The sequence below is a fragment of the Sulfurospirillum sp. UCH001 genome, assembly GCF_001548035.1.
GTDB lineage: Bacteria > Campylobacterota > Campylobacteria > Campylobacterales > Sulfurospirillaceae > Sulfurospirillum.
In genome coordinates this window covers 2356359-2376823 of record NZ_AP014723.1, presented here as the reverse complement: position 1 = coordinate 2376823, position 20465 = coordinate 2356359, and the positions used below count along the sequence as shown (strand labels likewise).

The 20465-nt window shown below is 39.6% G+C and carries 22 protein-coding genes; 15 read left to right on the top strand and 7 right to left on the bottom strand.

What is annotated here, in order from left to right:
• Nucleotides 1-34: 34 nt before the first annotated feature.
• Nucleotides 35-373, top strand: a complete 339-nt coding sequence (locus UCH001_RS11880) for a hypothetical protein (RefSeq protein WP_067178105.1) — start codon at nucleotides 35-37, stop codon at nucleotides 371-373.
• On the top strand, nucleotides 370-1194 hold the full coding sequence (locus tag UCH001_RS11875) for an SDR family NAD(P)-dependent oxidoreductase (protein WP_067178100.1): 825 nt from the start codon (nucleotides 370-372) through the stop codon (nucleotides 1192-1194). Before UCH001_RS11880 ends, UCH001_RS11875 begins: the two co-directional genes overlap by 4 nt.
• A gap of 22 nt (nucleotides 1195-1216) precedes the next feature.
• On the opposite strand, the gene UCH001_RS11870 is transcribed toward UCH001_RS11875, so the two are convergent.
• Nucleotides 1217-3355 carry a methyl-accepting chemotaxis protein gene (locus tag UCH001_RS11870; protein ID WP_067178099.1) on the bottom strand — a complete coding sequence of 713 codons (2139 nt, stop codon included), beginning with the start codon at nucleotides 3353-3355 and terminating at the stop codon, nucleotides 1217-1219.
• A gap of 132 nt (nucleotides 3356-3487) precedes the next feature.
• On the opposite strand from UCH001_RS11870, the gene nspC reads away from it, so the two are divergent.
• Nucleotides 3488-4633 carry a carboxynorspermidine decarboxylase gene (nspC, locus tag UCH001_RS11865; RefSeq protein ID WP_067178098.1) on the top strand — a complete coding sequence of 382 codons (1146 nt, stop codon included), beginning with the start codon at nucleotides 3488-3490 and terminating at the stop codon, nucleotides 4631-4633.
• A 1-nt stretch (nucleotide 4634) separates the two neighbouring features.
• On the opposite strand, the gene UCH001_RS11860 is transcribed toward nspC, so the two are convergent.
• The 3 genes from UCH001_RS11860 to UCH001_RS11850 all read right to left on the bottom strand — a co-directional run bounded on the left by UCH001_RS11860 (nucleotide 4635) and on the right by UCH001_RS11850 (nucleotide 8220).
• On the bottom strand, nucleotides 4635-5402 hold the full coding sequence (locus tag UCH001_RS11860) for a hypothetical protein (RefSeq protein WP_067178096.1): 768 nt from the start codon (nucleotides 5400-5402) through the stop codon (nucleotides 4635-4637).
• A complete protein-coding gene (locus UCH001_RS11855; protein WP_145973128.1) occupies nucleotides 5399-6466 on the bottom strand; it encodes a hypothetical protein in 1068 nt (355 codons plus the stop codon). Before UCH001_RS11855 ends, UCH001_RS11860 begins: the two co-directional genes overlap by 4 nt.
• Nucleotides 6467-6573: 107 nt before the next feature.
• Nucleotides 6574-8220 (bottom strand): CFI-box-CTERM domain-containing protein, encoded by a 1647-nt coding sequence (locus UCH001_RS11850; protein ID WP_067178089.1) that lies wholly within the window; start codon nucleotides 8218-8220, stop codon nucleotides 6574-6576.
• 207 nt (nucleotides 8221-8427) lie between these two features.
• Here UCH001_RS11850 and UCH001_RS11845 point away from each other — a divergent pair, with 207 nt between their 5' ends.
• The 3 genes from UCH001_RS11845 (at nucleotide 8428) to UCH001_RS11835 (ending at nucleotide 11373) form a co-directional block, all read left to right on the top strand.
• Nucleotides 8428-9354 carry an EF-hand domain-containing protein gene (locus UCH001_RS11845; RefSeq protein ID WP_067178088.1) on the top strand — a complete coding sequence of 309 codons (927 nt, stop codon included), beginning with the start codon at nucleotides 8428-8430 and terminating at the stop codon, nucleotides 9352-9354.
• A 74-nt stretch (nucleotides 9355-9428) separates the two neighbouring features.
• A complete protein-coding gene (locus UCH001_RS11840) occupies nucleotides 9429-10100 on the top strand; it encodes a response regulator transcription factor (protein WP_067178086.1) in 672 nt (223 codons plus the stop codon).
• Nucleotides 10093-11373 carry an ArsS family sensor histidine kinase gene (locus UCH001_RS11835; RefSeq protein ID WP_067178085.1) on the top strand — a complete coding sequence of 427 codons (1281 nt, stop codon included), beginning with the start codon at nucleotides 10093-10095 and terminating at the stop codon, nucleotides 11371-11373. The genes UCH001_RS11840 and UCH001_RS11835 overlap by 8 nt, the downstream gene beginning before the upstream one ends.
• On the opposite strand, the gene UCH001_RS11830 is transcribed toward UCH001_RS11835, so the two are convergent.
• Nucleotides 11370-11726 carry a response regulator gene (locus UCH001_RS11830; protein ID WP_067178083.1) on the bottom strand — a complete coding sequence of 119 codons (357 nt, stop codon included), beginning with the start codon at nucleotides 11724-11726 and terminating at the stop codon, nucleotides 11370-11372. The two genes, UCH001_RS11835 and UCH001_RS11830, sit on opposite strands and share 4 nt — an antisense overlap.
• A 255-nt stretch (nucleotides 11727-11981) precedes the next feature.
• Here UCH001_RS11830 and UCH001_RS11825 point away from each other — a divergent pair, with 255 nt between their 5' ends.
• The 5 genes from UCH001_RS11825 to UCH001_RS11805 all read left to right on the top strand — a co-directional run bounded on the left by UCH001_RS11825 (nucleotide 11982) and on the right by UCH001_RS11805 (nucleotide 14897).
• A complete protein-coding gene (locus UCH001_RS11825; protein ID WP_067178081.1) occupies nucleotides 11982-12251 on the top strand; it encodes a hypothetical protein in 270 nt (89 codons plus the stop codon).
• A gap of 186 nt (nucleotides 12252-12437) precedes the next feature.
• Nucleotides 12438-13526, top strand: a complete 1089-nt coding sequence (locus UCH001_RS11820; protein WP_067178079.1) for a transglutaminase family protein — start codon at nucleotides 12438-12440, stop codon at nucleotides 13524-13526.
• Nucleotides 13527-13859 carry a heavy-metal transporter gene (locus tag UCH001_RS11815; RefSeq protein ID WP_067178077.1) on the top strand — a complete coding sequence of 111 codons (333 nt, stop codon included), beginning with the start codon at nucleotides 13527-13529 and terminating at the stop codon, nucleotides 13857-13859.
• On the top strand, nucleotides 13856-14131 hold the full coding sequence (locus UCH001_RS11810) for a heavy-metal-associated domain-containing protein (protein WP_067178076.1): 276 nt from the start codon (nucleotides 13856-13858) through the stop codon (nucleotides 14129-14131). Before UCH001_RS11815 ends, UCH001_RS11810 begins: the two co-directional genes overlap by 4 nt.
• Nucleotides 14132-14270: 139 nt before the next feature.
• Nucleotides 14271-14897 carry a LysE family translocator gene (locus UCH001_RS11805; RefSeq protein ID WP_067178070.1) on the top strand — a complete coding sequence of 209 codons (627 nt, stop codon included), beginning with the start codon at nucleotides 14271-14273 and terminating at the stop codon, nucleotides 14895-14897.
• A 54-nt stretch (nucleotides 14898-14951) separates the two neighbouring features.
• Here the strand turns inward: UCH001_RS11805 and UCH001_RS11800 are convergent, their stop codons facing one another.
• Nucleotides 14952-16718, bottom strand: a complete 1767-nt coding sequence (locus UCH001_RS11800; protein ID WP_067178065.1) for a DEAD/DEAH box helicase — start codon at nucleotides 16716-16718, stop codon at nucleotides 14952-14954.
• A gap of 253 nt (nucleotides 16719-16971) precedes the next feature.
• Nucleotides 16972-17583 (bottom strand): DJ-1/PfpI family protein, encoded by a 612-nt coding sequence (locus UCH001_RS11795; protein ID WP_067178063.1) that lies wholly within the window; start codon nucleotides 17581-17583, stop codon nucleotides 16972-16974.
• A gap of 180 nt (nucleotides 17584-17763) precedes the next feature.
• On the opposite strand from UCH001_RS11795, the gene UCH001_RS11790 reads away from it, so the two are divergent.
• The 4 genes from UCH001_RS11790 to UCH001_RS11775 are packed head-to-tail and all read left to right on the top strand — an operon-like array spanning nucleotide 17764 to nucleotide 20450.
• Entirely contained in the window at nucleotides 17764-18711 is a 948-nt protein-coding gene (locus UCH001_RS11790) for a CsgG/HfaB family protein (RefSeq protein ID WP_067178061.1), read from the top strand.
• Nucleotides 18698-19042, top strand: a complete 345-nt coding sequence (locus UCH001_RS11785; protein ID WP_067178059.1) for a hypothetical protein — start codon at nucleotides 18698-18700, stop codon at nucleotides 19040-19042. The genes UCH001_RS11790 and UCH001_RS11785 overlap by 14 nt, the downstream gene beginning before the upstream one ends.
• Nucleotides 19039-19407, top strand: coding sequence for a DUF4810 domain-containing protein (locus UCH001_RS11780; RefSeq protein ID WP_067178057.1), 369 nt, complete (start codon nucleotides 19039-19041; stop codon nucleotides 19405-19407). The genes UCH001_RS11785 and UCH001_RS11780 overlap by 4 nt, the downstream gene beginning before the upstream one ends.
• On the top strand, nucleotides 19407-20450 hold the full coding sequence (locus UCH001_RS11775; RefSeq protein WP_067178056.1) for a GNA1162 family protein: 1044 nt from the start codon (nucleotides 19407-19409) through the stop codon (nucleotides 20448-20450). The genes UCH001_RS11780 and UCH001_RS11775 overlap by 1 nt, the downstream gene beginning before the upstream one ends.
• Nucleotides 20451-20465 lie beyond the last annotated feature (15 nt).

Sequence of the window (20465 nt, the reverse complement as noted above, 5' to 3'; positions counted from 1 at the left end):
GTCTCTCCTTCTTCTTTATACGTAAAGGACTATCATGTTAAAAAAAGCAAAAATTTTATGGACGACTGACAATAAAGAAACAGCACTGCATATGGTTTGTCTTTATGCGCATAATGCACTCCTAAAAGGCTGGATGGATGAGGTTGAAGTCCTTGTTTGGGGTGCTTCACAGCGTTTGATCGCCGAAGATTTGGAAGTGCGTGCCAAAGTCGAGATGATGATAAACGATGGTGTGAAAGTCGTTGCATGTTTAAAATGTGCCGATAGTATGAATGTAACACAGAGTCTTGAAGCATGTAACATTGACGTGCATTATACGGGTGAACTTTTAAGCAGCTGGATTAACTCTGGCGAGACTGTTATTAGCGTATGAAACATATCTTAATTACGGGCTGTTCTTCGGGCATTGGTTACACCTGTGCACATGGTTTGCAAAAGCTTGGCTACTCAGTATTTGCAACGTGTCGTAGGGATGAGGATGTCAAACGCCTTCAAGATGAAGGACTCAATGTTTGTAAACTTGATTTGTGTGATACAAACAGTATGCATGAAGCGCTTACATGGATGCTTTCTCAAACAAGCGGACGCATTGATGTACTTTTTAACAATGCTGCTTTTGGACAGCCTGGTGCTGTGGAAGATCTCAAACGCGATGTTTTACGTGAACAGTTTGAAACCAATGTCTTTGGTACGCAAGAGCTTACCAACTTGGTGCTTCCTTATATGCGAAAACAAAAAAGTGGACGCATCATTTACAACAGCTCTATTTTAGGCTTTGTTGCGATGAGTTATCGAGGAGCTTACAATGCTTCTAAATTTGCTATTGAAGGACTTGCGGATACGCTTCGTTTGGAGCTTCATAAAAGTGGTGTAGAAGTTGTTTTGATAGAACCTGGTCCCATACGAAGTGCTTTTCGCAAAAACGCATTGGCAAAGTTTTTAGCAAATATCGATCAAGAGAATTCTGCTCATAAAGAAATTTATGAAAAAACACTTGCACGCCTTCAAAAAACTGGAGATGCACCGTTTACTTTGGGTGCAGAAGCGGTCCTTGAAGCCCTTCTTATGGCAATTGAAGCCAAAAAGCCAAAGGCACGTTATGCTGTTACTTTTCCAACGAAGTTGTTTGCGTGGTTGAAACGGTTTTTTTCGACAAAATTGATGGATTATGTGGCACGAAAGTCAAGCGAATAAAGCCCTAAAATAGAGCTTTATCTCATGTTCTAAATTTATTTAAAATGATATTGAGTTTTTCGGTGAGTGAGTTAAGATGCTCACTTGCACCTGCGATTTCTTCGACACTTCTGGTATTTTGGGTTGAGAGTGTGTTGATCTCTTCAATCTTGGCGACAATTTCTTCGATTTTAGAACCAGTGTTGATGTAGTCAGTCACTGTTTTATCGTTAAGGTTGGTTGCAAAGTCCATCATATCGACTGTTGCGTTGATCTTTTTGCCGACATCTTCAGCAATCGATGAGAGTTCTTGTACCTCTTTAGAGTTTCTGTTCATCTGTTCACTACTATCGATGATAGCTTGAACAATAACATTAATCGTAGCATGAATTTCCACTAAGCTTTTTTGTGTGCGCTCTGCCAACGTGCGTACTTCATCGGCAACGACAGCAAATCCACGTCCATGTTCACCTGCACGTGCTGCTTCAATCGCCGCATTAAGAGCGAGCAAATTGGTTTGATCGGCAATGTCGCTGATAACGGTAAGAACATTTTTAACTTGGTCGGCATCGGAGCTTAGTTGTTGGATTTTATGAGCAAGTTCAAGCTCTGTTTGAGCGCTATTTTGGACACGTTGTCCTAGTTCTTGGACAAATCCACGAGCAGATCTTAACTCTTGATTGGCCTTCATGAGCTCTTCTTTAGACTCTTTTGCTTTGCTAACCGAAGCGGTAATCTCTTGTTTAATGACATTTGACATTTGTGACGTCTGACTAATAATGTGCGTAGAGTCTTCTACGCGTTTTCCAACTTGTAGCGTTGTTGTTGAAAGTTCATGCGCAATAGAAGCATTTTCACTACTGGTGTCTTTAGCAAGCGATATCGTTGCACGTACTTTTTCAATGAAATTATTGATTTCTCTAGATGCTCCACCAATCTCATCTTGATGTTTAATTTCTAATGATTTGGTTAGATCTCCATCTCCCTCTGCTAGGTTATAAGCCGTATCTTGGAGATTGCGAAGAGGTTTTGCGATAAGGTTTGTAATAAGAAAATAGATAGCGATAATCGCAAGAATGGTTACAAATCCACCCAATAAAACGGTTTCAAGAAGCATAGAGTTGATGTTTGAAGAGATTTTATGGCGTTCATTTTGTGTAAAATCTTCAATACCATCGATATAAACTCCTGAAACAATGACCCAATCCCACTCTTTAAAATATTTTGCATACGTTAATTTAGTTGCATCTTTTTTAGTGACAGGATTTTCATAGTTGTAGGTAACAAATACGCCTTCGCTTTGGTTTTTAAGGGCTCCATCAACAAGCTCTTTACGGAAAGGTTTTCCTTTAGAATCGGGTTCTTCAAGCTTTATCTCTTTGCCTTGAAGTTCTGGTTTTGTTGCATGGAAAGCATAGACATATTTTCCATTGGCTGATTTTTTATAAGCAAAAAAGTACCCTTCGTCATCCTTGGTATAACGTAATTTATTGAGCACTTTAATGGCTTCATTTTGGAAGTGTTCTTTAATGCTTGATGCGTAGTCACCAGTTCCAATGACAATATCTAAAGGTTCGTAGTAGAAGTTATAAGAGAGTTTTGGTTCATCTTGTTTGGTGACAGGGTGAGGCCAGATAAATTTCGTGACGCCCGTACCTTCTTTAGCAGATTTGAGGATATCTTTAATAACAAAATTTCCTTCTTTATCTTTCATATCAATAAGGTTTTTCCCTACGAGTGCTTTATTGATAGGATGTACGACGTTTACGCCTTCAAGATTATATGCATAAAAATATCCGACATCGTTGTTATAACGGTAGCCATTTATAAGAGCTAAAAGCATGGTGCGTAATTCGTCTTTAGAGAGTCTATCTTTATTATTGGCATAGATATCATCGAGTGTTTTTTTAAGAATCAAGGCATCCGCTTTTATATTTTGAGCGATATTGGCTTCTGATGATGAGGCTTCATAAAAAGCGTTGATCGCTTTTTCTGCCATATAGGTATGGGTTTTAAGCTCATTTTGATTCATACTTAAAATAAGTTCTTTTTGATCAGAAGATTGTTTGCTTGCGAGTTGATAAGACTTATAAATAACAACTACAAGCGAGAGTGCAGCTACCAAGGTGATAGAAACAATAAAAATAACCAGTGCCTTGACCTTAATGCTTAAAGCCTGCATATATTTTCCTCACTTTTTGTTAATTTCCTCATAATATATCGTAATTTTAGTACAAAACTTTATCCCGCGTAGGGTATTGAGTTTATTAAGAGGAAAAATGCTACATTTCATGTGTAATTTTGGGAGAAAAACATGTTAAAAATCAGTCGTATTGAAACAGTCTTGGACGATATTCAAACCCCTGCTTATGTCTGTGAAGAGATTCTTTTAGAGCAAAATCTTCAATTATTAAAAGAGGTGAGTGAACGCTCAGGCGCAACTATTTTATTAGCACTGAAAGGCTTTGCTTTTAAAGCGCTTGCTCCATTAGTCGATAAATATTTGAGTGGCTGTACATGCAGTGGACTTCATGAGGCGAAGTTTGCAAAAGAGTTTTTTAAAGGCTCCGTATGTACCTATTCTCCTGCATACAAAGAAGAAGATATTGATGAAGTCATTACACTTAGTGATCATTTGATTTTTAATTCATTCAATCAATGGGAAAAATACAAAGATAAAGCGATAGGAAAAACAAGTTGTGGACTAAGGCTTAATCCTGAAGTGTCTTCCAGCCCTGTTGATCTCTACAATCCTTGCGGGCTTTACAGTCGTCTTGGCATTACGAAAGAAAATATGCAATACGATAAATTAAAAGGCATTGAAGGGCTTCATTTTCATGCACTGTGTGAACAAGATGCTAGTGCTTTAGAAGAGGTGCTAAAAGGTTTTGAGAAACGCTTTGGTGATCTCATCCCTCGTATGAAATGGGTCAATTTTGGAGGAGGGCATCATATCACACGAGAAGGCTATGATGTTGAAAAACTCATCAAAATTATCAGTGATTTTAGAGCACGATATGATGGCATTAAAGTCTATTTAGAACCAGGTGAAGCAGTAGGCTGGCAAACAGGACCACTGGTAGCAAGTGTCCTTGATATTATTCATAACGGCATGGATATTGCCATCTTAGATATCTCCGCTGAAGCGCATATGCCAGATACCCTTGCGATGCCTTATCGCGCTGCTATACGAGGTGCTGGAGACATCGGTGAAAAACCACATCTTTATCGTTTAGGCGGACCTACCTGTTTAGCGGGTGATATCATGGGTGATTATAGTTTTGACGCACCGCTAAAAATTGGCGATAAACTCATTTTTGAAGACATGATTCACTATACCATCGTAAAAAACACAACCTTTAATGGCGTAAAACTTCCTGACTTAGCCGTATTACATAAAGACGGGCGCTATGAAGTCACCAGCCGTTTTGGCTATGAAGAGTATCAAAGACGCAATTGATCTATTGCGGCGTTACAATATAAACCTGGCGTAAAGACGCGTCGGCGATCCATAGGCGATTGTCGTAAAAAGCAATCGCTCCTCCAATTCCACTCACCAAAGGAACCATCACGTTCGCGTTAAGGCTGTAAACGGTATGGGGCGTACCGACAAAAATTTCCGCCGTTTGAGGATTGACGGCGAGTGAGGTAATGGGTTCAAACTCGGATAAAGGCATCACGAGAGCCAAGGGTTTGTTCTCTTGCAGGGCGAAAATTCCCTCTTTGGTCGCAAAGACGATACCGTCGCCTAAAGCGCTTAGTGCTAAAACGGGTTGGTTTGGCTGCGCAATCGAACGAATCGTTTGACCGTCGAAACGGTAGATTGGGGCTATTTTTTGTGGATTATACACATACAATGTGTCGTTTTGCCCTTGCACAAGGCTATAACCGGTATCGGGAAGTTTAGGTCCTGGCAGAAAAATACCGTGGCGAATGAGTCCTAGGCGATCGTCGATGATAGCGATAGGATGGCCGCTTTTGGTAAGGCTAAACGACGTGGCGTGCAATGGCGCCATCAAGGCTTTTCCCGGTTTATCCAGCCTTAATAGATTGGTTTGGGACAAAATCCACAATCCGTTCGCATCAACATGAAGTTGGGTGTTTTGACACCAATCAATTTTATCGACAAGTGCTTTTGGCATACTATTGAGTGTTAATTTCGGTGCCAATTCGATCGGCGATGCGTAGGAAAGCAATGAAAAAAGAATGGAAATGATGAGATATTTCATGGCATATTCTTAATAATATCGGAAAATTTTGCCGACATGTCAAAAACATCGTTGGTATCGCTGATTAATTCCGATAGTTTTTCAAACGATTCCGAAGCGCTGATTCCTCGGATTAAAAACGGTTTGGCATCCTCTGCTAATGAGGTGATTTCGGGAGGTTGGTCTATTTGCGTCGACCCGAGCCATAACGCAACTTTATTGGCGTCTTCCATATCGTTGGTCGCAAGATCGTGCACTTCTTTCATTAAGGCGATTTTTTCTCCCACAGGCGTTGACTCTAACAGTTTCATGGCAATACTGGTTACAAGTTCTTTGCCAATCTCTTTGCCCAAATAACTTAAGCGATTAAGAATAACGTAAAATTGCGTCGCATCTTGTTCCTTGGAAGTTAAAATCGTTTTAAGAAGCATACTGGGATTGGGTGCTGTAGGTATGCCTATTTGAGAAAGGTTGATTGGCGTATGACGCACGGTTGCTTTAGGAAGCGTTGCGTTAAGCGGTGTGACTTTGGGCCATGTACAAGTTTTATTTTGACATAAGATGCTCGGTTTTGAAAAAGAGACGGGTGTCTTTCCGAGCGGATAAGGCTTCCATGTCGCCGGTAAAGCCGTGTGCGAAGCGCCTCCGTCAAAAGGTCTGGAAGCAGATTCTCTCATCGCTTCGTCTGAACTCGTGTCGATTTTTGTCTCTTTCAAGGTTTGTGCGGTTTTAAATGAAAGTCCAGAAGAGGGTGTTGTTGTCTCCGTGGTCGTTGTCGCAACGGGAACACTTTTAAAAGAGTGCATTAGGTTTTGATGCTGTTTTTGTGCCTCTTGCTCTTGTCGTTTTGCGGCCTCTTGCGCTTGTCGTTGTTGTTCTTCTTGTTGACGTAACGTTTCGGGATCTGGCTCATTGGATGGGGCATCAAAAAGGACGCTCTCTAAAAGGGCTCCAAAGACCGTGGCTCCGACGGTCGCTGCCGGACTGGGTGCGCGAGAAGGTTTTGGTGACGTACTTCGAGGTGTTTGGGAAGGAGCTGTCGAAGAACTACCGCTATTATACGGTTGGGTTTTGAGCTGCGGCATCGGAACTTCAGGAGGTGAACCGCCAGCATCGTAGAGTTGCTGTAGAGCGCTTTCCGCATCAAGTGTTTGCGAGGCAAGCCATAGACTTAAGCAGAAGATGAAGCGTTTCATCGGACAATGACTTTGCAAGAACGCTTTTTGAACCACCATAAAAGACCCAAACTAACGACAAAAAGAGCCAAAGCTATTGGATATTCGACGCAAAAAACGATTGGCGTTAACAATAGTTGTGTCAGCAATCGTAAAATGGAGTGTTCTCGAATCACATCGGCAATCGGAGGCGAATAACGATAATAATGCTCCACGATCCACTGCCCTGGTGCGTTTGTGAGTAAATAACGATCGCGGAAGTGTCTTAAGGTGACGACGTGCGGCTCGAGGAAAGAACCGTATGCGGCCGTTGCGATAAAACAGTCGCTAGAACTTCCCGTCGCGCTCGAGGCAAGGTGAGGACCTTGCGGTGCGGCGTTTTGTTTTTGCGCGCTTCGATCGCGTTTGACTTCCCATTGATAAATTCGATCTTGTGCTTCTCGAATTTCAAGCGCATTGGTGGAAAGAAAAATGAAGCGCTTCATCTCAACGATAGCGGCATTATAATCGTCGCTTTTTTGCACCGCTTCGGCTATGAGTAAGGCATGATCGTAGTAAAAATTGGCAACCCAAGGTGTCTCGTTGATAGCTTGAGCATAAAGTTCGATCGCTTCTTGATAGGCTTTTTCTTGAGCAACGACTTGTGCTTTAATCGCGAGTTTGCGAGAACTTTCCGTAGCGGTAGGTGGCGTAAAACCGGAGCGGATAATACCTGACATCCCTTGTACGGCTGTTGTACGTCCATTTTGATCTTCCGGTGCCGATTGTTGAAAAGCGTTCACAAAACTATGAAACGCACCGAGCTTGTCGCCTTTTAAAAGGGACTGCTGTGCGGAAGCAAAGAGGGTGCTGACGTTGGCTTGATATGTTTGTGATTTTTCTTTTTGCATCTTTTCTCGTAGTAAAAAAGCAGGGCCGTAGACTTCATACATCAAGATGACATTTGAAAAATTTTTTTCGTCATGTACGCTTCGATCATCGGTAAAAGGGTAGGTTGTCAGTTGTTGTCTCTTTAAAATATCGTCGAGCGTCTTGATGATTAACGTATCATTGTGCGTGCCGACAAGAGGAATGATCTCCTGTACAACAGCTTGCCAGAACGGCTTTTGAAGAGAGTTTAACTCCATGCCGAGCATTGTCGTCTCGGCCGAAATAGCGGCGAGAAAATCTTTTTTTGCCGCCTCTTGTTCTTCTAAAAGGATGTGTGCCCAACCGCGTTGCGCTAAAGCCATTGCGACTCGATAACCGTTTGCAATACCTTGTTGCGTGGTTTTCATCAAGGTGTCATAGTCTTCGAAAGCACCTTTTGTGTCGCCTTGCATTAAGCGGAGTCTGGCACGAAGCATATATCCGGCGTCATCATACATCATACTACTTTGAGGATGCAAAGCCGCTTCGATATCTTCTTGAGCCGCTTGATTTTTGTGTAGAATCAATCGAACTGTTCCTCGATAAAAATGTAGCATATCGACCAACACGGTACCGGAGATAAATTCTTCTGATGCTGGTGTCATAAGTTGTGTATAGGTTGTTTCGGCTTGGGCATATTTGCCTTGGTAGATGAGCAAGTGTGCGGCATTGATTTGATCGTTAATATCAGCCAGCGCGAATGTGGGAATAACGGCAATCAAGAAAGAAAACAAGCGTTTGAGAAAAAGGTACATGTTATGACCCCTCTTGAAGGCAAGATAAAGTATTGTTTTAAGGCAAAATCATTCTACTCTCCTAAAAATTAAAAATTTTTGAAGCAAATGATCAATTTTTTTGATTTATCGCCGTTGTTACGATCTTTCATACTGTTACCCATTGTTTACTGCTTTAGCGTTAGCATTGCTATTGGGAAATCCCCAAGCCAAACAAAGGAGGAGAAAATGACTTTAAGTTCAAATTCTCTTTACGGAACGTCTATGGGCGCGACGTATGGCAGCAGTACCAACAGTACCAGCTCGTTAAGTTCAAAATTCGCAGAAGCGTTGCTTACTTCTTTGGATAGCGATTCGAGTGGTTCGGTTGATAGTACTGAGTTTAGCAGTGCCGCTTTAGAGCTAGCCAACGGTGATACAAGCGCGGTTAACGATGCTTTTTCATCACTGGATAGTAATAAAGACGGAAGTATTAGCATAGATGAATTGACATCTATGTTATCAGCACAGTCAACAATGGCGTCAGGAAGTATGCCCCCACCTCCGCCGCCATCCTCTTCATCATCTCATGGTCAAGAAGACAATGGTTATACGCAAGATGAACTTACCGCTATGGCGAAAGAAGTTTCATCTACCGATAGCAATTTGGCTTCATTACTCTCTTCAGTGGCTGAAAATTTTGACGCTGCAGATGCCAATGGTGATGGTAAAGTGACTTCTGCTGAAGCTATGGCGTATCAGCGTTCATCTCAAGAAACAACTGATGGAACAGATGCAAGTAATGTTGCGGCGTCAGGAAGTATGCCCCCACCTCCTCCGCCACCGTCATCTTCTATGCAAGAAGATACGGGCTATACCCAAGATGAACTTACCGCAATGGCGAGTGATGTTTCATCAACCGATAGCAATCTTGCTTCACTCTTTGAATCATTGTCACAAAATTTTGATGCAGCCGATACGAACAGTGATGGTAAAGTGACTTCTGCGGAAGCACAAGCGTATAAAGAGTCAACAAGGGCTGATAGTATGGGTGTTGCAAACACTGAAACTGCAAGCAGTAATGATTCGTTGATGAAAGCGCTTTTAGCGCAAATTATCTCGAATTACGCAACACAAAATACATCTATAGGCTCTTCTGTTAGCTTTAGTGCGTAAGCCTCAGACCACGCTCTAAGCAAAGCGTGGTTTCGTGTTACTTTTCATTTACTTTACCTTCGCTATAATCAATCATGATTAAAATTTTAATGATCGAAGATGACGTTGAACTCGCACAATTGCTTCAAGACTCTCTTGCAAAAGAGGAGATTGAAACCATATTGGCGTTTACGCCTTTAGAGGGCTTAACTGCGCTTCAACGTGAAAGTTTTGATGCACTAGTTTTAGATCTCTCATTACCACAAATTGATGGTTTAGAAATTTGCCGCATTGTTCATGAGTCCATTCCCACTCTTCCAATTATTATCTCTTCCGCACGTTCCGATATGGGTGATAAAGTGATGGGGTTTGAACGTGGAGCAGATGATTTTCTTCCAAAACCGTATGACCCAAGAGAGTTAGCATACAGACTTCGCGCCATTTTAAGAAGAGGCGCAACTTTTAATGAACCTGTGTATCAAACGTTTAAAAATGATGAAGAGAGACATGTCATCACACGAGGTAAGCAGGAAGTAAAGCTCACGATGGCAGAGTATGACATCGTCTCCTATATGCTTAAAAAAGAAGGCTTTGTCATTTCTAGGGAAGAACTTTTACTCAATATTGGCTCTATAAAATACGAAAGTAGCCTTAAAAGTATTGATGTTATTATGGGACGTATCCGCCAGAAAATAGGGGATGATCCCAAAAAACCTCGTTTTATTCTCTCTGTTCGAGGGGTGGGATATAAATTTGTTAATGCGTAAAATCTCCATTGTTACGTTAATTTCAAGCTTCTTTGCTTTGACATTGGTTGTTATCAATATTGCCCTTGTTATCGAGTATAAAAGACAAATTAGTGATTTACAATTCTTTACGTTTCAACGCTTTATGATGGCTATGAAAGTAGCATTTCATAATGATGCTGAGAAAGAGGCAACACTATCAAAATTGGGTGTTCGTATTAGTACGAAAGATAAACATACGTTACTCACAGAAGGGGAGAAGCTTTTAGAAGATCCATTTTCTGATATGGTCATGTATGAGAAAAAGCTTTATTTTGTTCACAGAGATCCTCCACCGCCACCACCATCGTTGGGGTTCAATGAAGAATTTCCTCCTCCAGTACCCATGAAAAGGATGCACGAACCACCTATTCTTGAAAATATTGAAGAATTTTCTCCCTATCGTTTGTGGATTTTAGGAGGAGTGATTAATACACTTTTGTTTTTATTTTTTTGGATTGTTTTGCGAAAGCTTTTACGACTTCGCCATCTTAAACGAGCGATTCATACTTTTGGTGATACGAAAAAATTTCAAGCTATTGGTGTGGAGAGTGAAGATGAACTGGGTGAGATTGCATCAGAATTCAATCTTGCTATGGAGAAAATCCATCTACTTAAAGAGGCACGTACACTTTTTTTACGTAACATTTTGCATGAACTTAAAACGCCTATTATGAAAGGTAAAATTCTCTCAAATTCTCTTGAAAATGTAAAACAACAAACACAACTAGAGCGTATATTTGAACGTCTCGAGACACTGCTTGGTGAGATGATAAAAGTAGAGAAACTGAGTTCAAATGAATGGGTTTTAGAGGCTAAAGAGTACCGCTTGGTCGATGTTTTGGATCATGCGATGGATTTACTCCTTGTAAGCGATACGAAACGTATTCACATTCAACCACAAGAGCTGGCACCATTAGTCAATGTTGATTTTGAGCTTTTTGCCACAGCTATTAAGAATTTACTGGATAATGCACTCAAACATACAACTGAAAGGGTTGAGGTAGATTTGTGCGCAGATAGTATTAGCGTGTGTAGTTATGGAGAAAAAATTCCTAAAGAGCGACTTGATTTTTCACGGGCTTTTAATAGAGCTATGGAAGGAGCAAGCAGTGGTTTGGGGCTTGGGCTTTACATCGCCAATGCAATTGTTGCAAAACATGGGTTTGAACTCAGTTATTTACATGCAGAAGGACAAAACTACTTTACGATTCATTTTAGGCCAAAAGAGGTGGAGAAAAACTCTCCACGTTAGATAATGTCTTTAAGCTTTTCACGAAGAACATAAGCTGTGAAAGGCTTTACGATATAGTTATTGACACCTTCTTTGATGGCTGTAATGACTTCACGTTTACCACCTTCTGTGGTTACCATGATGATAGGAATATGTTTATACTCTTCCATGGCTCGGATGTTTCTTACAAGTTCCAATCCGTTCATTTTAGGCATATTCCAGTCTGTCATGATGGCATCAAATTTTTGATCTTTGATTTTTTTAAGCGCATCAAGTCCATCTTCTGCCTCAGTCGCACTATATCCGATAGTACCTAAAGTGTTACACAAAATTCTGCGCATCGTTGAGCTATCATCAACAACTAAAAAATGCATATTCATTCCTTTTAAAAATTCTTCTCAAAACTACAAGCAAAAAGTGTTCACTTTTTATGAAAAGCGCTCTTCAAAAAAACTCTTTCATATAAAAACGTATCGTGTACAGTTTTTTGCTTTTAGAAACGCGTATATCGGCAATAGAAGAAGAAAACTTTACTCTAAAACTCCCTTAAATGCGATGAATTAAAAATGTTAGAAACATTTTAGATACTTAACAGTACAATGCGCTTCTATTTTGATCAAGGAGAAGAGATGTTCAAACGTTTCTTAATCGTTCTAGCAGGCGTAGCGCTGCTTACTTCAGGCGTGTTTGCGCAAAGCAGTGTTTCAAGTGACACAACGCAAACTAAAAAAAAGCATAGTGAAAGAGATGTAAAATCAAAAGCAAGTAAAACCGCTCATAAAAACGTCAAATCATCTACAAAAACTGCAGCTAAAAAAGCACCTTCAAAGTCTTCTAAAGAGACTTTAGCTTCAAAGAAAAAGAACAAGAAGAGTGCTAAAAGTTCTACAATAGCGTAAACGTATAAAAGCTCTTATGGTATTTGACTATAAGAGCTTTTAGAGAATTTTTTAAGCAAATCCACTGTACAATCCTCTTAATGCACGACGTCTAAGGCTTAGACAAACATAATCGTAACAACTTCTTTATTTACCTGCTTTTATGTTTTTCACCTCTTCGTGCTATATTATCAGTAAGGATTTCTTATGCAAAGAAGAGCGTTTATCAAAGGGTGTGTAGCACTAGGTGCAAGCTCCGTTATTCTTCCTCACGTTTCGATTTTGGAGGCAAGTGAACCAAAATCAAAAACACGTATTTTTTATGTCAAAAACAGTTATAACCTCAAACATGAAAATAAAAACGGTTTCACAAAACTGTGGGTTCCTCTTCCGTTAGAAAGTAGCTATCAAAAGCTAAGCGATTTTAAATTTAACTCTAACGCAACCAATGCTTATGTCACCGATAAAAATAGTTATAAAGCACGTACACTTTATGCTGAGTGGAAAAATGGAGGCGAAAAGATTTTAGAAGTCACATACACGATTACAACCTATGAACGCAACTCTGATCTTAGCAAAGCAACTGCGTCAACGAAATACCCTAAAGATGTACTACATTATCTCAAGCCAACAGCACACATCCCAACAACGGGTAAAGTGAAAGAGTTAGCGCTTAAGATTACAGAAAATGCAAAAACACCTCTTGAAAAAGCCAAAGCGATCTACGCATGGGTAACGGAAAATATGTACCGTGATAATGCCGTTGTGGGTTGTGGACTCGGTGATGCGGGCAAAGCGATTGAAAATAACATCATGGGTGGAAAATGCACGGACATCAGCTCAGTGTTTGTGGCACTTCTAAGAAGTGTGGGTGTGCCTGCTCGTGAGATCTTCGGTATTCGTCTGGGTAGTTCACGTTACTCAAAAGCATGCGGTAGCAGCGATGAGAAGGGCTTGGCTAAAATTACAGGAGCGGAGCATTGTAGAGCTGAGTTCTATCTTGATGGCGCAGGTTGGATCCCATGCGATCCTGCGGATGTGGCAAAAGTCATTTTAACCGAGAAAATGACACTGAACGATCCACTGGTAAAAGAAGTACGTGACTATTTCTTCGGTAACTGGGAGATGAACTGGATGGGTTATAACATGGCGCGTGATTTTGTTCTTACTCCAACACCTGCTCAAAAACCACTCAATATGTTTGGGTACCCATACGCAGAAGTGGAAGATGAAGTGTTAGACTACTATGCACCTGCTGCATTTAGTTATAGCTTTGTCTCTCAAGAGAAACTCTAAATGAAAAAAGAGATTCTAGGCGTTTTAACAGCACTCCTTTCAGCCTTTGCTGCAACGGCATGTTGTCTGCCTCCTTTGCTGTTTTTACTCTTTGGAATCTCTTTTGGAATGCTTAGCTTTTTAGAAACTCTTACCCCATTTCGTATACCGCTTTCTCTTTTATCACTCTTTGTTTTGTGGCTTTCATGGCGCAGTTATGCACACCACACATTTGCATGTGATCTTCAAAAGAAAAAGCGTATCGTGTGGTTTTACTCTGCTATTTTAGGCATTATTTTAGTGATTTTGCTCTATCCTGAAATGGCAAATCTTTTTATCGAGGATGTGGAATGAAAAAGTGGTTGTTCTTGCTGTTACCGCTGATGCTTTTTGCGAAAGAAGAAATCATCATCAAGGTAGCTGAGATGCATTGTCCTTTATGTACGACTGCTGTAAAGAAAGCTCTAAAAAGCGTTGAAGGTGTGGAAAGTGCTAAAGTGACACTAGAGACAAAATTAGCGGTAGTCATTGCAAAAGATGGTATCGAAGATGCAGTCTATTTGGATGCTGTTAAAACGACAGGGTATGAAGGTGTGATGGTGTCTCGTAAACACCTAAAAGAGTAGGCTACTTTTTCTTTACTCTGCATACAAGATTATTAAAAAATGATTGAAATAACCTCTCTTATGTCCTTGTACATATTTGCATGCTAAACTTTCATGAGTCAAAATTCTGGTTGAAATTTTTTACATATAAAGGCAAATCATGGGCGAATATGCTTTTCTTTTAGGTATTGCGACGGTATTTATGTTAGGGACGATAAGTCCAGGACCTAGTTTTATTTTGATTGCCAAAACGGCTGTTTCCAAGTCTCGAAAAGAAGGGTTTGGCGTGGCGATTGGTTTGGGACTAGGAGCTGTTGTATTTTCTCTTTTAGCCATTTTTGGGCTCTATGCCATTTTAGAAACCGTGCCTTTCTTGTACGGTGCTTTAAAAATAGCAGGAGGTCTCTACCTTGTTTATTTAGCTTATAAAATGTGGAAACATGCCGATACACCTTTGGAGACCACGCTTAGTTTGGAGCAAAAACCAAAGAGCTTTACCAAAGCTGTTTTATTTGGTTTCGCAACACAGATGAGTAACCCCAAAACAGCTATCATCATCGGAAGCATTTTTGCGGCACTTCTTCCCAAAGAGATACCGCCTTTTGGAACACTGTTCATTTGCCTCATCGCTTTTATCATTGATGCATCGTGGTACTCGTGTGTTGTAGGACTTTTATCGACGCAAAAAGCCCAAAAGATTTACTTGCGCACGAAGAAGCATATCGATAGAATCGCAGGAAGTGTATTGGGAATTTTAGGTCTTAAATTGGCGTTAGATAGGGCGTAGTGAAATAAAATAAAAGAGGTAAGATGGCGTGATTTCTCACGCCATCTTAGTAAATTAGTCTTTTTTGTAAGCGTTTCTTGGAGCAGATTTAGGAGCGCGATCACTACGTGGTGCTCCACTTGGTTTGTCGCCTCTTGGTGCGCGTGGTGGTCTGCTATCACCGCTGTCACGGTTGCCTTTGTATCCGCCACCATCACGTGAACCTGAAGATCTACCACCTTCTTTTGCAAAAGGATTACGGCTTTCGCCTCTGTCACTTCTAGGTACACCATCTCCTCTTGGAGGACGTGAGTCTCTGCTTGTGCCGCCATCGCGTGAGCTTGTGCCTTTGTATCCACCGCTGTCACGTGAACCACCATCACGGCTTCCACGGTATCCGCCACCATCACGTGAACCACCAGAGTTACCTCTGTATCCGCCACGTCCGCCATCACGGCTTCCTCTATAACCACCGCGTCCTCCACGGCTATTTTCACGCTCTTCGATGTTTTTAACAACATTTTCCAATGTCTTTTTATCAAGACCGATTTTATCTGGACCAACAGGTGTATTTTCTTTCAATAGGTTTGAAAGAAGTTTAAGAGCGATTTGTGACATATCCATCTCATCTTCTAAAATAGCAAGAAGTTTAGACGCATTTTCATTGAGTTCAGCACTTTTAATATCTTCTGCGATTTTTACAAGTTTATGCTCTTTTACATCTCTTAAACTTGGAACAATTCTGTGTTCCATTTTTGAGCCCACTTTTTTACTGATGCGTTGCATTGAGTGAAATTCGATTGGTGTTACAAGGGTAATCGCTGTACCTTTTTTACCGGCACGTCCTGTTCTACCAATACGGTGAACGTAGCTTTCTGGATCAAATGGCATATGGTAGTTGAAAACGTGAGTGATGTCAGCTACGTTTAGACCACGTGCCGCAACATCGGTTGCTACAAGGATTTCGATTTGTGAACCACGGAAAGCCTTAATAACACTCTCACGTTGATTTTGTTCCATATCGCCGTGTAAGCCTTTTGCTGCATATCCGACTGCCATCAATTGAGTTGAAAGACGATCAACCTCTTTTTTGGTACGGCAGAAAACGATTGATTTTTCAGGCTCAAGCGCATCCAAAAGACGAATCATTGCATCATCTCTCTCATACTCGTTGATCACATAGTAAAGTTGTTCGATGTCATCATTGGTTGTGCTATCTTTTGGTGTGATGCTGACAAATTTTGGTTCGTGAAGAATTTTTGTAGCAAGTTTTTTAATAGGATCTGGCATTGTTGCTGAGAAAAGAAGTGTTTGACGCTCTTTTGGAAGATAGGTAAAGATCTCTTCAATATCTTCTAGGAAGCCCATATCGAGCATCTCATCGGCTTCATCTAAAACAACCATTTTAGGTGCAAAACCTGGAAGCTTACCATTTTTAAGAAGATCTAACATACGACCTGGAGTTGCGACGATAACGCTCGCACCTTTTTCGATTAAGCCAATTTGACGGCTGTATGAGCTACCACCATAAATGGTTACCGTTTTAATGCCACAAAAACGACCTAAAGAGTAAAGCTCGTCACTGACTTGAGTCGCTAGTTCTCTGGTTGGTGTAATGACTAAAAGTTGAACTTTATTGAGATTTGCATCGATCATGCTCATGGTTGGAAGACCAAAAGCAGCTGTTTTACCTGTACCTGTTTGTGCTTGCGCAACGATGTCGTGTCCTTGAAGAACAAGAGGAATTGCCTCTGCTTGTACGGGACTTGGCTCTGTGAAGCCTGCCTCTGTGATGGCTTTGAGAATATCTTGGTGAAGACCAAAGGATTCAAATGTTTGCATGTTTTATTCCATTATTATAAATTTTTTCAAAACAAAACTAACGTGCGACTAGGCACAAACTCTAACTCATGTACATAAAAATTTTAATGGGGAACAAACCCGTCAATATCGTATGTAAAAACCTACATACTCACTGAGGATTTCTCAAATCTGGTAGGTTTTAGGTGAAGTTCTTTTTAATGAAGCTCTGAAATTAAGGGCATTATAGTGGAATTTGTTTAAAATAATATTAAGGTTTAAAAGTGATTGGATTTTATGCCTTATTTTGTGTCCAGTCAAACTCCATTTGTTTGGCAGTTTTTATAGCCAAATCTTGATTTATAAGACGTTCAATAAGGTGTAAGCTCATATCGATACCTGCAGAAATACCTGCTGATGTAATGATCTTTCCTTCATCCACCCAACGCATGTTCTCTTTGACAGCAAGGTGTGGAAACATAGCACGAAGATCGTCTATATCTTCCCAATGAGTTGTAGCAGATTTTCCATCCAAAAGTCCTGCTTTTGCTAACAAAAAAGCACCTGTACAAATAGAGGCGGTGAGTTGTGTTTGTTCTGATGTAGTCATAATCCAGTTAATTACAGAAGTATCTTCAAGTTCTTCTGTAACAACACCACCTGGAATGAGTAAAACATCAACTTTTGGATGGGATGTAAAGTCAAAATCAGGGTCTATTTTAAGTCCTGCTCGCGCATGAATAGGCTCTTTTGTTTTCCCAATCGTAAAAACTTCAAATGGTATTTCAATGGAGGATATATGAAGTTTTTTATAAACACGCGAAGCAGTTGTAAAAACTTCATAAGGACCTGCAAAATCAAGTACTTCAACGTTGTCAAAGATGAAAATACCAACCGAAAAAGTCATTGTATTGTTCCTTGTTATCGTCAATAAATTGAAAAATTGTAACACAAAAGTAATAATTTAATATTTATGCAAAAGTAATATGAAATTAATGCATATTAAAGCGAAAAAAAATTATATTCTTTAAAATATTTATTATTAAATATGAATTTATATATCTTTTACGATCACTAGGGGGCAAACATGGTGAGAAATTCTTTAGTTGTTACAGTACTGGGCGCTGTAATATTGACAGGTTGTGCTACAACAACACCTACTGTTGTGAATGTAGAAAAACCAACTTCCTTACAACCTAAAATTGCAGAGCAAAAGCAAGAACCCGTGTTGAAACGCAAAGTTGCAATTGCACGTTTTGGCAATGAAGCTCAGTATGGTAAATCTGCACTTTTTGGTATCAACAACGATTATAATGCTGAAAAGCAGGCAACAGATGTCCTCTCGGCAAAACTTACACAATCGGGCAAATTCATTCTTTTAGAGCGTAGTGATTTAGATAAAATTAATAAAGAAACAACAACATTTAACTTACAATCGATGAATATTGGAGCAGATTATCTCATTGTTGGTTCAGTGACAGAATTTGGTCGAAAAAACATTTCTGATACGGGCGTCTTTTCGCGCTCAAAAATTCAAACTGCTTACGCAAAAGTGAGCGTTCGTTTGATTGATGTTAAGACAGGTCAAATTGTATTTGCACAAGAAGGCAGTGGTGAAGCCGACAGTGAAGCGGGAAGTGCTTTTGGTGTTGGAAAACACGTAGGTTATGATTCTACTTTAAACGATAAAGCAATTTCTGCAGCTATCAGTAGTGTTGTAGATGGAATTATGCAAAATCTTTTAGCAAAACCATGGCGTTCATATGTACTTTCTGTTGAAAATGGCGGAGTCATTATCGCTGGTGGTGCAAATCAAGGATTGAAAATTGGTGACACATTGAGTGTTTATGGTCAAGGTAAGCAAATGAAAAACCCTCAAACAGGGATGATGATCGAACTTCCAGGAAGTAAAATAGCAGATATTCAAGTTGTTAGTCAATTTGGATCAAGCGATACGGATGAAGGTTCTGTATGTCAAATCATCAATGGAGCAATTTCTAATTCTTCTCTAAAGGATATGTATGTTCAAAAATAAAATAGTATTGATACTAATGAGTACACTGTTATTTGTTGGATGTGGTTATAAACAGACTACAACACAAACTAGAGATGTTGGTTATTTAAAATTTAATAAGTCTTCAAGTGCAGGGTATCGTGTCGTTATTAATGATAAATACGAGTTTATGCTTGATCAATGTGCAGAACAACAAGCTGTTGGTCAATGCCAAGATACAACATCGGATAAATTATTTGAAGTAAGTAGTGGTTTGGTTGCAATTAAAGTATTTGATGCAACTAAGAAATTAATTTATAAAGATGAAATTTATTTAGGCTCTACAAATACTAAGGAGATCACATTACCATGATGCAATTAAAACATATTTTTTTATCATTAAGTGTTTCATTACTATTAGTAGGATGTGCAAATGCACCACAGCCACCACTTTATAGTTGGGGTGACTATGTAAAGAGTTCAACAAAATATGGAATGGATGGACATAATAAAGAGGTTTTAGAACAACATAGCGCGGAGCTTAAAAAAATTATTGATGAATCTGATATGAATAAGCAAAAAGTAGCTCCTGGTATTTATGCAGAATATGGGCAAATTTTGTTTGAAACAGGTAAAAAAGAAGATGCAAAACAGTACTTTTTGCTTGAGAAAAAAACATATCCTGAATCTGAAAAATTCATCAATCAAATTATGAAAAAATTATACGGAGAAGCCTAATGCAACGATTACTTTATTTAGGATTTTTAGCGTTAACTGCTTTTTTATTGACAGGATGTGCTCAAAGTGTATCGCAAGTGAGTAAGGGAGAATTTTATCCAAAAGTATATGCTCATCAGCCAAAATCAATTTTGGTACTTCCTGCAAGAAATACAACAACTTCTGTTGATGCAACAGATCACTTTCGTTATACCATTACAAAACCTTTAGCTGAACAGGGATATTATGTTTTTCCTGTTCATCTTGTTGATGCTTTTTTCAAAAGCGAAAATATCAGCGATCCTGAAATGATTCGTCAAATCCCAGTTAAAAAGCTTAAAGAAATTTTTGATGCGGATGCAATTTTATATGTTGATATTAATACATGGGATACGGGTTATACCGTATTTAGCAGCAACGTTGATGTTGGCTTATCGTTCTCTTTGGTAGACGCGAATAGTGGAGAAGAAATTTGGCAAAATAATGCGTATGCCTATTCGTACCAAGGGCTTGATGGGAACAATGGTCTTGTAGGATTATTGGTCTCAGCTGTTGTAACAGCTGCAAATACAGGTACAGACTACACAGCATTGGCTTATACAGCGAATAATGTAGGTTCTAAGCAACTTCCACAAGGTGCTTATGGAAGAGCGTATCATAAAGATATGGACGAAAAAATTGCAATCTTGGATAGTGCAAAACTTGAAGATGGCAGATTGTATGTGGATGAATATTTTATTTCTGGGCTTAAGAAAGAAGAAAAAGTACCACTTACTGTACGCCAATATCAAAAGGGGTATTTTGCATTTCCTGTAAATAATCTCAATATATTCAAACATAATGGTTATCCCAATTACTATGTGACTCAAGAAATTAATGGTAAGAAGTTTTTGAGAAATAGATTTTTTCAGTATGAAAATGGATTTCCTTATTTGTTAGCAAATGGGAAAAAAGTGTTTGTTTATACGGAAAAAGATGGGACGATCCCATATAGTGAAGAAAATGGAAAGTACTATTTCCAGGTTGAAAATATTGTAGATTTAAAAACTCAACCAAACTCTTAATATCGAATGTAGAAG